The sequence below is a fragment of the Mycolicibacterium madagascariense genome, from assembly GCF_010729665.1.
Classification (GTDB): Bacteria; Actinomycetota; Actinomycetes; order Mycobacteriales; family Mycobacteriaceae; genus Mycobacterium; species Mycobacterium madagascariense.
The window spans coordinates 2,603,757-2,616,002 of the sequence record NZ_AP022610.1; the positions used below are offsets into that span (position 1 = coordinate 2,603,757).

General features: G+C 70.0%; 13 protein-coding genes. 11 read left to right on the forward strand and 2 right to left on the reverse strand.

The annotated features are described in order from the left end of the window. Window positions 1–4 precede the first annotated feature (4 nt). From pdxS to G6N60_RS12295, 4 genes are all read left to right on the forward strand, one after another. Window positions 5–910 (forward strand): pyridoxal 5'-phosphate synthase lyase subunit PdxS, encoded by a 906-nt coding sequence (gene pdxS / locus G6N60_RS12280; protein ID WP_443678358.1) that lies wholly within the window; start codon window positions 5–7, stop codon window positions 908–910. 11 nt (window positions 911–921) lie between these two features. Further along, entirely contained in the window at window positions 922–1,767 is an 846-nt protein-coding gene (tesB, locus tag G6N60_RS12285) for an acyl-CoA thioesterase II (RefSeq protein ID WP_163737198.1), read from the forward strand. Beyond that, a complete protein-coding gene (gene pdxT, locus G6N60_RS12290) occupies window positions 1,764–2,345 on the forward strand; it encodes a pyridoxal 5'-phosphate synthase glutaminase subunit PdxT (RefSeq protein ID WP_163737201.1) in 582 nt (193 codons plus the stop codon). Before tesB ends, pdxT begins: the two co-directional genes overlap by 4 nt. Before the next feature lie 83 nt (window positions 2,346–2,428). Next, the gene (locus G6N60_RS12295) at window positions 2,429–3,184 is read left to right on the forward strand and encodes a YebC/PmpR family DNA-binding transcriptional regulator (RefSeq protein ID WP_163737203.1); all 756 of its coding nucleotides are present in this window, start codon (window positions 2,429–2,431) and stop codon (window positions 3,182–3,184) included. On the opposite strand, the gene G6N60_RS12300 is transcribed toward G6N60_RS12295, so the two are convergent. Beyond that, the gene (locus tag G6N60_RS12300; protein ID WP_163737206.1) at window positions 3,181–3,861 is read right to left on the reverse strand and encodes an NAD(P)H-binding protein; all 681 of its coding nucleotides are present in this window, start codon (window positions 3,859–3,861) and stop codon (window positions 3,181–3,183) included. The genes G6N60_RS12295 and G6N60_RS12300 overlap by 4 nt on opposite strands. Before the next feature lie 159 nt (window positions 3,862–4,020). On the opposite strand from G6N60_RS12300, the gene ruvC reads away from it, so the two are divergent. The 4 genes from ruvC to G6N60_RS12320 all read left to right on the forward strand — a co-directional run bounded on the left by ruvC (window position 4,021) and on the right by G6N60_RS12320 (window position 6,997). Beyond that, window positions 4,021–4,575 carry a crossover junction endodeoxyribonuclease RuvC gene (gene ruvC / locus G6N60_RS12305; RefSeq protein ID WP_163737209.1) on the forward strand — a complete coding sequence of 185 codons (555 nt, stop codon included), beginning with the start codon at window positions 4,021–4,023 and terminating at the stop codon, window positions 4,573–4,575. Next, window positions 4,572–5,162: a Holliday junction branch migration protein RuvA gene (ruvA, locus tag G6N60_RS12310; RefSeq protein ID WP_163737212.1), complete on the forward strand. Its 591-nt coding sequence runs from the start codon at window positions 4,572–4,574 to the stop codon at window positions 5,160–5,162. Before ruvC ends, ruvA begins: the two co-directional genes overlap by 4 nt. A 3-nt stretch (window positions 5,163–5,165) precedes the next feature. Then, on the forward strand, window positions 5,166–6,236 hold the full coding sequence (gene ruvB / locus G6N60_RS12315; RefSeq protein WP_163737215.1) for a Holliday junction branch migration DNA helicase RuvB: 1,071 nt from the start codon (window positions 5,166–5,168) through the stop codon (window positions 6,234–6,236). A 68-nt stretch (window positions 6,237–6,304) separates the two neighbouring features. Then, window positions 6,305–6,997 (forward strand): hypothetical protein, encoded by a 693-nt coding sequence (locus G6N60_RS12320; RefSeq protein WP_246240610.1) that lies wholly within the window; start codon window positions 6,305–6,307, stop codon window positions 6,995–6,997. Here G6N60_RS12320 and gabT read toward each other — a convergent pair whose 3' ends face one another. After that, window positions 6,998–8,338, reverse strand: a complete 1,341-nt coding sequence (gabT, locus tag G6N60_RS12325) for a 4-aminobutyrate--2-oxoglutarate transaminase (protein WP_163737218.1) — start codon at window positions 8,336–8,338, stop codon at window positions 6,998–7,000. A 317-nt stretch (window positions 8,339–8,655) separates the two neighbouring features. Here gabT and yajC point away from each other — a divergent pair, with 317 nt between their 5' ends. From yajC to secF, 3 genes are all read left to right on the forward strand, one after another. Next, window positions 8,656–9,048 (forward strand): preprotein translocase subunit YajC, encoded by a 393-nt coding sequence (yajC, locus tag G6N60_RS12330; protein ID WP_163737221.1) that lies wholly within the window; start codon window positions 8,656–8,658, stop codon window positions 9,046–9,048. A gap of 69 nt (window positions 9,049–9,117) precedes the next feature. Continuing rightward, entirely contained in the window at window positions 9,118–10,953 is a 1,836-nt protein-coding gene (secD, locus tag G6N60_RS12335) for a protein translocase subunit SecD (RefSeq protein ID WP_163737224.1), read from the forward strand. Between the two features lie 3 nt (window positions 10,954–10,956). Continuing rightward, complete coding sequence (secF, locus tag G6N60_RS12340) at window positions 10,957–12,246, forward strand: protein translocase subunit SecF (RefSeq protein WP_163737227.1); 1,290 nt, start codon at window positions 10,957–10,959, stop codon at window positions 12,244–12,246.

Consider the following 12,246-nt stretch of genomic DNA (forward strand, 5'->3'; position numbering starts at 1 on the left):
GGAGATTGCCGTGAGTTTCGGTGAGAATTCGCAGACTGGCACCGCGCGCGTCAAGCGCGGGATGGCCGAGATGCTCAAGGGTGGCGTCATCATGGACGTCGTCACGCCCGAGCAGGCGCGCATCGCCGAGGGCGCCGGCGCGGTCGCGGTGATGGCCCTGGAGCGCGTGCCCGCCGACATCCGGGCCCAGGGTGGGGTCTCGCGGATGAGTGACCCCGACATGATCGAGGGCATCATCGAAGCGGTCACCATTCCGGTGATGGCCAAGGCCCGCATCGGGCACTTCGTGGAGGCGCAGATCCTGCAGAGCCTCGGGGTCGACTACGTCGACGAGTCCGAGGTGCTCACGCCCGCCGACTACGCCAACCACATCGACAAGTGGAAGTTCACCGTGCCGTTCGTCTGCGGTGCGACCAATCTGGGCGAGGCGCTGCGGCGGCTGACCGAGGGCGCGGCCATGATCCGCTCCAAGGGCGAGGCCGGCACCGGTGACGTGTCCAACGCGACGACCCACATGCGCAGGATCGGCGGCGAGATCCGTCGGCTCACGTCGCTGTCGGAGGACGAATTGTTCGTCGCCGCAAAGGAATTGCAGGCGCCCTACGAGCTGGTGGCCGAGGTTGCGCGGGCCGGCAAGCTGCCGGTGACGCTGTTCACCGCGGGCGGCATCGCGACCCCCGCCGACGCGGCGATGATGATGCAGCTCGGCGCCGAGGGCGTGTTCGTCGGCTCGGGCATCTTCAAGTCCGGCGATCCGGCGGCCCGGGCGGCCGCCATCGTGAAGGCGACCACCTTCTACGACGACCCCGACGTGCTGGCCAAGGTGTCGCGCGGGCTCGGCGAGGCCATGGTCGGCATCAACGTGGAGGACATCGCGCAGCCGCACCGGCTGGCCGAACGCGGCTGGTAGAAACTACCGGCATGTCGATCGAGGAGATCCTCGGGCTCGAGCAGCTCGAGGTCAACATCTACCGCGGCGGGGTGTTCAGCCCGGAGTCCGGCTTCATGCAGCGCACCTTCGGTGGTCACGTCGCCGGGCAGTCGCTGGTGTCGGCCGTCCGCACGGTGGAGCCGCGCTACCAGGTGCACTCCCTGCACGGCTACTTCCTGCGGCCCGGTGACGCCAGGGCGCCGACGGTCTACCTGGTGGAGCGGCTGCGCGACGGCGGGTCGTTCGCGACGCGCCGCGTCAACGCCGTGCAGCACGGCGAGACCATCTTCTCGATGTCGGCGTCGTTCCAGACCGACCAGAGCGGCATCGAGCACCAGGACGCCATGCCCGCCGCACCGCCGCCCGACGACCTACCCGGCTTCCGCTCCGGGGGTGCATTCGACGACGCCGGATTCGCGCAGTTCGCGGAGTGGGACGTCCGCATCGTGCCGCGCGATGAGCTGAAAGTGGTGCCGGGCAAGGCATCTCAGCAGCAGGTGTGGTTCAGGCACACCGACCCGCTGCCCGACGACCCGGTGCTGCACATCTGCGCGCTCGCCTATCTGAGCGATCTGACGCTGCTGGGATCGGCACAGGTGAATCACCCCGACGAGCGCAAGCACCTGATGGTCGCGTCGCTGGATCACGCGATGTGGTTCATGCGCCCGTTCCGCGCCGACGAGTGGCTGCTCTACGACCAGTCCTCGCCGTCGGCGTGCGGCGGCCGCTCCCTGACGGAGGGCAAGCTGTTCAATCAGTACGGCGAGATGGTGGCCTCGGTCATGCAGGAGGGGTTGACCCGCTATCAGCGGAACTTCACCCCGTCCGCGACGTGAGCCCGCGCGTCGGAGTCCTTGCGCTGCAAGGAGATACCCGCGAACACCTGGCGGCCCTGACCGAAGCCGGGGCGCAGGCCGTCACCGTGCGGCGGCGTTCGGAGTTGGACGCCGTGGACGCCCTCGTTCTTCCCGGCGGTGAGTCGACGGCCATGAGCAAGCTGCTGCGCGAGTTCGAGCTGCTGGACCCGCTGCGCGAGCGGCTCGCCGGCGGCATGCCCGCCTACGGGTCGTGCGCCGGCATGATCCTGCTCGCGACCGAGATCGCCGACGCCGGCGTCCCCGGTCGCGAGGCCCTGCCGCTGGGCGGCATCGACATGACGGTGCGGCGCAATGCCTTTGGCCGCCAGGTCGACTCCTTCGAGGAGGACGTCGCCTTCGACGGGCTCGACGGTTCGGTGCACGCGGTCTTCATCAGGGCGCCGTGGGTCGAGCGGGTCGGCCCGTCGGTCGAGGTGTTGGCCCGCGCTGCCGGCCATCCGGTCGCGGTGCGGCAGGGCAGGACGCTGGCGACCGCGTTCCACCCGGAGATGACGGGCGACCGCCGCGTGCACCGGATGTTCGTCGAGTCCCTGTAACCCGCGCCGGATTCACTCACCCGGTGGGCCCACGTAGACTGGTCGATCGGACTTCGCAGTAGAGAAGAAGAGGTAGGACCTGCATGAGCGGCCATTCCAAGTGGGCCACCACCAAGCACCAGAAGGCCGTCAAGGACGCGCGCCGTGGCAAGGAGTTCGCCCGCCTGATCAAGAACATCGAGGTCGCCGCGCGCACCGGTGGCGGTGACCCCAGCGGCAACCCGACGCTGTACGACGCCATCCAGAAGGCCAAGAAGACGTCGGTTCCCAACGACAACATCGAGCGCGCCCGCAAGCGCGGTGCCGGTGAAGAGGCCGGTGGCGCCGACTGGCAGCCCATCACCTACGAGGGCTACGGGCCCAACGGCGTCGCGGTCCTCATCGAGTGCCTGACGGACAACAAGAACCGTGCGGCCAGCGAAGTGCGCATCGCCATGACCCGCAACGGCGGCAACATGGCCGACCCGGGATCGGTGTCCTACCTCTTCACGCGCAAGGGCGTCGTCACGCTCGAGAAGAACGGTCTGACCGAGGACGACGTGCTGACCGCGGTGCTCGAGGCGGGCGCCGAGGACGTCCACGACCTCGGCGACACCTTCGAAGTCATCTCCGAGCCGACCGATCTGACGGCGGTGCGGGCGGCCCTGCAGGACGCGGGCATCGAATACGACTCCGCCGACGCCAACTTCCAGCCGTCGGTCAGCGTGCCGGTCGACCTCGAGGGTGCCCGCAAGGTGCTCAAGCTGGTCGACGCCCTCGAGGACAGCGACGACGTGCAGGACGTCTGGACCAACGTCGACATCCCCGACGACGTCGCGGCCCAACTCGACGAGGATTAGCCGCTCAACACCGAGACCGCCTCGGCGATCGTGGTGTCACCGGAGATCAGTTCGAAGGTGACGCCGCTGGTCGCCGGTGCGTCGAGCAGGGCGACCAGCATCGCGGCGACGTCGGCCCGCGGAATGCTTCCGCTGCCGGTCGAGTCGGCGACGCGGACCCGTCCGGTGCCGGGCTCGTCGGTCAGGTGTCCGGGCCGCACGATCGTCGCGTGCAACGCAGGCTTGGCCAGCACCGCCGCATCCGCTGCGGCCTTGGCGCGCAGGTAGGCGACGAAGACCTCGTCGGACCCCTCCGGCGGCGGGCCGTCGGCGCCGATCGCCGACACCATGAGGTAGCGGGTCACGCCCGCGGCCTCGGCGGCGTCGGCGAGCAGGATCGCCGCGTCGCGGTCCACGGTCGTCTTCCTGTCGACCCCGCTGCCGGGGCCCGCGCCCGCCGCGAACACGACCGCATCGGCGCCGCCGAGCCGCTCGGCGACCTCGTCGACGGTCGCCTTCTCCAGGTCCAGGACGATCGCCTCGGCGCCCGCGCTGCGCAGATCCTCGGTCTGGTCGGGGTTGCGGATGAGGCCGGCAACGGAGTCCCCGCGGTCGGCGAGCAGCCGCTCCAGGATAAGGGCGATCTTGCCGTGCCCGCCGGCGATGACGACGCGCTTCGATGAGTCGTTGACGGTCATCCCGCCACGCTACGTGCCGTCAGGAACGCACCGATCTCGCGGGCGGTCGCTTCGGGTTGGTCGAGCGGGGGCGTGTCCCTACCCAGGACCCGGCCCGGCCCGCGTTAGGGTATCGAACAGCTGTTCGGGAGTCGGGAGTGTCGTGGTCGAGGAGTCGCAGTGCGGGTGATGGGCGTCGATCCCGGGCTGACGCGGTGCGGTCTCTCGGTGATCGAGAGCGGCCGCGGACGCCAGGTGATCGCACTCGACGTCGACGTCGTTCGCACGCCCTCGGACCACCCGCTGCAACATCGCCTGCTGGCCATCAGCGACACCGTCGAGCATTGGCTGGACACCCACCACCCAGACGTCCTGGCCATCGAGCGCGTCTTCGCCAACCAGAACGCGAACACCGCGATGGGGACCGCGCAGGCCGGTGGCGTCATCGCGCTCGCGGCCGCCCGGCGCGACATCGACGTGTACTTCCACACCCCCAGCGAGGTGAAGGCGGCGGTGACCGGCAACGGCCGCGCCGACAAGGCCCAGGTTACCGAGATGGTGACGAGAATCCTTGCGCTGCAAGCGAAGCCGACTCCGGCGGACGCGGCGGACGCGCTGGCCCTCGCCATCTGCCACTGCTGGCGGGCGCCGATGATCGCCAGGATGGCCAAGGCCGAGGCCATGGCCGCCGAGCAGCGCCGCGCCTACCGGGCCAAGCTGAAGGCCGCGACGTGATCGCCTCGGTGCGCGGCGAGGTGCTCGACATCGCCCTCGACCATGCGGTCATCGAGGCCGCCGGCGTCGGATACAAGGTCATGACGACGCCCACGACGCTGGCCACGCTGCGCCGCGGTGCCGAGGCCCGACTGATCACCGCGATGATCGTGCGCGAGGACTCGATGACGCTCTACGGGTTCGCCGACGCCGAGTCCCGCGACCTGTTCACGACCCTGCTGTCCGTGTCGGGCGTAGGGCCGAAGATCGGGCTGGCCACCCTGGCCGTGTACGACGCGCAGGCGCTGCGCCAGGCCCTGGCCGACGGCGACGTGACGGCGTTGACCCGGGTGCCCGGCATCGGCAAGCGGGGCGCCGAGCGACTGGTGCTCGAACTGCGGGACAAGATCGGGACGACGGCGTCCTCCAGCGGCGCCGCCGGGGTCGCCGGCCACGCGGTGCGCGGGTTGGTCGTGGAAGCCCTCGTCGGCCTTGGCTTCGCGGCCAAGCAGGCCGAGGAGGCCACCGACCGCGTGCTCGCCGACGACGCCGACGCCAGCACCTCCAGCGCGCTGCGCGCCGCCCTGTCCATGCTGGGAAAGAAGTAGGAGATGGGCCGCTTCGACTCCGACGACCTCGAGGACACCTCCGACCGCGAGGTCTCCGCCGCACTGACGGTGGGCGAGGGCGACGTCGACGCCAGCCTGCGGCCGCGGTCGCTGAGCGAGTTCATCGGTCAGCCGCGGGTCCGCGAGCAGCTCCAATTGGTCCTCGAGGGTGCCAAGAACCGCGGCGGCACGCCGGATCACATCCTGCTCTCGGGTCCGCCGGGGCTGGGGAAGACGTCGCTGGCGATGATCATCGCCGCCGAACTCGGCACGTCGCTGCGCCTCACGTCGGGACCGGCGCTGGAGCGGGCCGGCGATCTGGCGGCGATGCTGTCCAACCTGGTCGAGCACGACGTGCTGTTCATCGACGAGATCCACCGCATCGCCAGGCCCGCCGAGGAGATGCTCTACCTCGCGATGGAGGACTTCCGCGTCGACGTGGTCGTGGGCAAGGGCCCCGGCGCGACGTCGATCCCGCTGGAGGTCGCCCCGTTCACGCTGGTCGGCGCGACGACGCGGTCGGGCGCGCTGACCGGGCCGCTGCGCGACCGCTTCGGCTTCACCGCCCACATGGACTTCTATGAGCCGGCCGAACTGGAACGGGTGCTGGCCCGCTCGGCCGGCATCCTCGGCATCGCGGTCGAACCCGACGCCGGCGCGGAGATCGCGCGCCGGTCCCGTGGTACGCCCCGCATCGCGAACCGGTTGCTGAGGCGCGTGCGCGACTACGCCGAGGTGCGGGCCGACGGTGTCATCACCCGCGACATCGCCAAGGCGGCGCTGGCGGTCTACGACGTCGACGAGCTGGGCCTGGACCGCCTCGACCGGGCCGTACTGTCGGCGCTGACGAAGAGCTTCGGCGGGGGACCCGTCGGGGTCTCGACGCTGGCCGTGGCCGTCGGTGAGGAGGCCACCACCGTGGAGGAGGTGTGCGAGCCGTTCCTCGTGCGCGCGGGCATGATTGCCCGCACGCCGCGGGGTCGGGTGGCCACCGCGCAGGCGTGGACGCATCTGGGCATGACCCCGCCGGCCGGGGCGACCGGCCTCGGTCAGCCAGGTCTCTTCGAGCCCTGACGTCGTCGCGGGCGGCGGTTGCCCGCAGGTCGGAACGGGTACTCCGGTGCGGAATCGAGGAGGCCGTCATGACTCAGGTAACTCACCCGGAACGCGTCAGCGGGGGCAGGATGCGGATCCCACGGAGTAGGGGCGCCGCCAGCGGCCTCCTGGTGATGCTGCTGGGGCTGTGGGGCGCCCTGATCCCGTTCGTCGGACCGGCGTTCGACTTCGCCTACAACCCGGCGCAGGGGTCGGCGTGGAGCGCGGCCCGCGGCTGGCTGGAGGTGCTACCCGGCGCGGTGGCCGTGATCGGCGGCCTGGTGCTGGTGCGCTCGGGCAACCGGGCGGCCGCAATGCTGGGCGGCTGGCTCAGCGTCGTCGCGGGCGCATGGTTCGTCGTCGGCCGGGTGGTCGCCACCACGCTGACGATCGGCCAGATCGGCGGACCCGTCGCGCCGACCGACACGAAGGCGGCCTGGCTGGAGCTGACCTACTTCTACGGACTCGGCGCGCTCATCGTGTTCTTCGGCGCGATGGCGCTCGGCCGCCTCTCGGTGCGCAGCATCCGCGACGTCGGTTACGCGCAGCGGGTGGCCGAGGAACGGCGCGACGACCGGATCGAGGGCGCGACCGTGCAAACAGCCGCGGTGTCCGAACCCGCCACGGGGCCGACGCGCCGCCTCGACACGACCGCCGTCGGCGAACCCGAGCGCCCGAAGCGTCCGTGGCACCAGCGGCTGGGTCGCAGGCACGAGGATCCGACGCCGGCGGCCCGCTAGTCAGAGGTCCTTGAGGACCAGCGCCAATACGTCGAGACCTTCTTCGAGCAACTCGTCGGTCGACGTCAGCGGCGGCAGGAAGCGCAGGACGTTGCCGAACGTGCCGCACGTCAGGACGATGACGCCGGCGGCGTGAGCGCCCGCCGACAGTGCCTTGGTCAGCTCGCCGTCGGGTTCGGTCGTCCCCGACTTGACCAGTTCGACGGCGATCATCGCACCCCGACCGCGAACGTCGCCGATGCGATCGTCGTCGGCCTGCATGCGGCCCAGCCGCCCCTTCATGAGCGTTTCGATCTCGCGGGCGCGGGCGACCATGCCCTCGGATTCGATGGTCTCGATCGTCGCCAGTGCCGCGGCGCAGGCGACCGGGTTGCCGCCGTACGTTCCGCCGAGCCCGCCCACGTGCGGGGAGTCCATGATGTCCGCGCGTCCGGTGACGGCGGCCAGCGGCAGTCCGTCGGCGATGCCCTTGGCCGTGACGATGAGGTCGGGATCGATGCCCTCGTGCTCGCAGGCGAACATGGCGCCGGTCCTCGCGAAGCCGGTCTGCACCTCGTCGGCGATGAACACCACGTCGTTCTTGCGGCACCAGTCCAGCAGCGTCGGCAGGAAGCCCTCGGCGGGGACGATGAACCCGCCCTCGCCCTGGATCGGCTCGATGACGAGTGCCGCCAGGTTGGCCGCACCGATCTGCTTGTCGATGACCGTGAGCGCGCGCTGGGCGGCCAGCTCGCCGTCGGTGGCGAGTTCCTTGCCGAACTCCGCGTCGCGGAACGGGTAGGACATCGGCGCGCGGTAGATCTCGGGGGCGAAGGGGCCGAAACCGTGCTTGTAGGGCATCGACTTCGCGGTCAGCGCCATCGTCAGATTGGTGCGCCCGTGGTAGCCGTGGTCGAACGCGACCACGGCCTGCTTGCCGGTGTGGGCGCGGGCGATCTTGACGGAGTTCTCGACCGCTTCGGCGCCGGAGTTGAACAGGGCGGACCGCTTCTCGCCGAGCACCGGGGTCAGTCGGTTGAGGTGCTCGCAGACGGCGACATACCCCTCGTAGGGGGTGACGGTGAAACAGGTGTGGGTGAACTCGGCGGCCTGGGCGCCGACGGCCAGCACGACGCGGGGGGAGGCGTTGCCGATCGTGGTGACAGCGATGCCGGAACCGAGGTCGATGAGGCGGTTGCCGTCGACGTCCTCGACGATGCCGCCGCCGGCCCGCGCCGCGAACACCGGCATGGTGGTGCCGACGCCGCGGGCGACCGCGCCGGTCTTGCGGTCCATCAGGGCCGTGGACTTGGGGCCGGGGATGGCGGTGGCGAGGTGGCGGCTCTGTTCGATGGTGGTCACGTCATGACTCCTGCACGGGGATGGCTGGGGACGCCGGTCCGTTCCTGCGACGGCTTCGCGGGTCAGCCTAGTCGCCGCGGCCGACGACGCCCGGGGAAACCTCGGGAGCATCGACGTGCAACCGGGGATGTACTGTTCAGCCGCTCCACTGGGCGGTCGTTCGCGGACCATTAGTCGCGCTAACGGCCGGGACCTGGGACGAGGGAGGTCGGAGTCCGGCGGGGCGGATGGCACACTGGTCGCAGACGAGTCCGCCGCGTGATCGCACCGTCCGGGCGCACAGACCGCACCACCGACACGAAAGACAGCGTTTTGACATGGGCCAATTGTCGTTGTTCCTCCCCCTCATCATCATCATGGGCGCGTTCATGTTCTTCTCCTCGCGCCGCCAGAAGAAGGCCATGCAGGCGACCATCGACCTGCACGAATCGCTGACCGTCGGCGACGAGATCATGACGACCGCCGGGCTCTTCGGCACCATCACCGGCGTCTCGAACTCCAGGGTGGACGTCGAGATCGCCCCCGGCGTCGTCGTCAGCATGCTCAAGCTGGCGGTCAAGGAGAAGGTGTCCGACGACCTCGACGACGACGAGGACGACGACGAGTACGAGGACGACGACGTCGAGCAGGGCACGTCGGCCCACGAGCTCGAGCAGCCCAGCCTGGGGACCGAGGTCCGGAGCGATCCGAACCGGCTCACCAAAGACTGACGGCCGAACACCCATCGCAACCACGTACTCTTTGCGGGTTGACGTACCAATCTGAGGAGAACCAAGAACGTGGCATCGCCTTCGGCGCCGGTGCATCCCTACCGCTATCTGACGCTATTCCTCGTTCTGCTCATCGGTGCCTATCTGCTGGTGTTCCTGACGGGGGACGGGCACGCCAAGCCCAAGCTGGGAATCGATCTCCAGGGCGGCACCCGGGTCACCCTGACCGCCCGCACCCCGGACGGCTCGCCGCCGTCGCGTGAAGCACTGGCCCAGGCGCAGGAGATCATCAGCTCCCGCGTCGACGGTCTCGGCGTCTCGGGCTCCGAAGTGGTCGTCGACGGCGACAACCTCGTCATCACCGTGCCGGGCAACGACGGAAACGAGGCCCGCAACCTCGGACAGACCGCGCGGCTGTACATCCGGCCGGTGATTCACGCCATCCCCGCGGGCGCCCAGGGCCAGGCCGGTCAACAGCCCGGCGGCGCACCGGGTGGTGCCGCCGGCGCGCCCGGCCTGCCGCCCATCGCCCCCGCGGAACCGCAGGCGCCGATCGCGCCGGGCGTGCCCGGTGAGGCCCCGGCCCCCGGTGGGCCCGCCCCCGCGGCGCCGCCCGCCGGAGAACCCGCGCCGCCCGCGGGAGCACCCGCACCGCCTGCCGGAGAACCGGCGCCGCAGCCACGGCCCTTCCCGCAGGAGCCGGCGCCGACGCCCGGTCCCGCACCCGCTCCGGCTCCCGGTGCGCCACCTGCGCCCGCGCCAACGCCCGCGCCGGGACCGCCGAACAAGCGCGCCGATCTGGCGCAGCGCATCGCCGACGAGAAGGCCCTGCGCCAGAGCACCGATCAGCAGATTCAGCTGCTCGCCCTGCAGTTCCAGGCGACGCGGTGCAACGACGAGGACGTCCTCGCCGGCAACGACGACCCGAACCTGCCGCTGGTGACCTGCTCGCAGGACCACAAGACGGTCTACCTGCTCGACAAGTCGATCATCAGCGGCGAGCAGATCAAGAGCGCCTCCTCCGGGCTGGACCAACAGCGCGGTCAGTACGTCGTCGATCTGGAGTTCAAGAGCCAGGGCGCGGACGTCTGGGCGAACTTCACCGCCGCCAACGTCGGCACGCAGACGGCGTTCACCCTCGACTCGCAGGTGGTCAGCGCCCCGCAGATCAACGAAGCCATCCCCGGCGGTCGCACGCAGATCACCGGCAACTTCACCCAGGAGTCGGCGCGCCAGCTCGCCAACGTCCTGAAGTACGGCTCGCTGCCGCTGTCGTTCGAGTCGTCTGAAGCCCAAACCGTCTCGGCGACACTGGGATTGGCGTCGCTGAAGGCGGGCCTGATCGCCGGTGGCATCGGTCTGGCGCTGGTGCTGCTGTACTCACTGCTCTACTACCGGGTGCTCGGTCTGCTGACCGCGCTGTCCCTGGTGGCCTCCGGCGCCATGGTCTTCGCGATCCTGGTGCTGCTCGGCAGGTACATCGGCTACACCCTGGACCTGGCGGGCATCGCGGGTCTGATCATCGGCATCGGCACCACGGCCGACTCGTTCGTGGTGTTCTTCGAACGCATCAAGGACGAGATCCGGGAGGGCCGCTCCTTCCGGTCGGCGGTGCCACGCGGCTGGGCGCGGGCCCGCAAGACGATCCTGTCGGGCAACGCGGTCAGCTTCCTCGCCGCGGCGGTGCTCTACGTGCTTGCCATCGGTCAGGTGAAGGGCTTCGCGTTCACGCTCGGACTCACGACCATCCTCGACGTCGTCGTGGTGTTCCTGGTGACGTGGCCACTGGTGTACCTGTCGTCGAAGTCGGCCACGCTGTCCAAGCCCAGGTTCAACGGTCTCGGCGCCGTGCAGCAGATCGCGCGCGAACGCCGGGCCGCCGCCACGTCACCGGGAGCGAGGTAGGACATGGCCAAGCATGAATCGAACGCTGCCGACGAAGTCAGTTCTGGCGCAGTCGAACTCGACGACGCGACGACCGCCGAGGAGATGGGCACGTCGACGGCGAATGCGCCGCGACACGGCTTCTTCGTCCGGCTGTACACCGGTACCGGAGCATTCGACGTCGTCGGCAAGCGCAAGCTGTGGTTCGGCATCAGCGGTGCGATCATCCTGATCGCGCTCGTCAGCATCCTGCTGCGCGGCTTCACCTTCGGCATCGACTTCGCCGGCGGCACCCAGGTGGCCCTGCCCGCGTCGGGCGCCCACGGGCAGGTCTCGACCCGCCAGGTGGAGGACGTCTTCTCGAAGACCCTCGGCAAGGCTCCCGAGTCGGTGGTCCAGGTCGGCAACGGCGGTTCGGCGACCATCCAGATCCGTGCCGAGACGCTGAGCAACCCCGATACCGAGAAGTTGCGGACGGCGCTGTTCGACGCGTTCCAGCCGAAGGGCGCCGACGGCCAGCCGAGCGCCCAGGCCATCAGTGACTCGGCGGTGTCGCAGACCTGGGGTGGGCAGATCACCCAGAAGGCCCTCATCGCGCTGGTCGTGTTCCTGGTGCTGGTCGTCGCCTACATCGCCATTCGCTACGAGCGGTACATGGCGGCGGCGGCGTTGGCCGCCCTGGTGTTCGACCTGTTGACCACCGCGGGCGTCTACTCGGTCGTCGGCTTCGAGGTCACTCCCGCGACCGTCATCGGTCTGCTGACGATCCTGGGCTTCTCGCTCTACGACACGGTCATCGTGTTCGACAAGGTCGAGGAGAACGTGCACGGGTTCGAGCACACCGCCCGGCGGACGTTCGCCGAGCAGGCCAACCTCGCGATCAACCAGACGTTCATGCGATCCATCAACACCAGCCTCATCTCGGTGCTGCCGATCCTCGCGCTGATCGTCGTCGCGGTGTGGCTGCTCGGGGTCGGCACGCTGCAGGACCTGGCGCTGGTGCAGCTCGTCGGCGTCATCGTCGGGACGTACTCGTCGATCTTCTTCGCGACGCCCCTGCTCGTCGCCATGCGGGAACGCACCGACCTGGTGCGCGCGCACACCCGTCGCGTCACCAACCGGCGCAAGGGCGCGACGGCCAAGGCCGGTGCCGAGGTGGTCACCGAGGGCGAGGTCGAGCCGGAGAAGGTAGCGGCGACGGCGAGCGTGGCGCGGCCGCTGGCGTCCACCCCCGCACCGGAGAAGCCGATCCCCGGCGCCAAGCCGATCCGTCCCACCGGGAGACCGTCGGGTAAGCGGAACACCAGGCGGTAG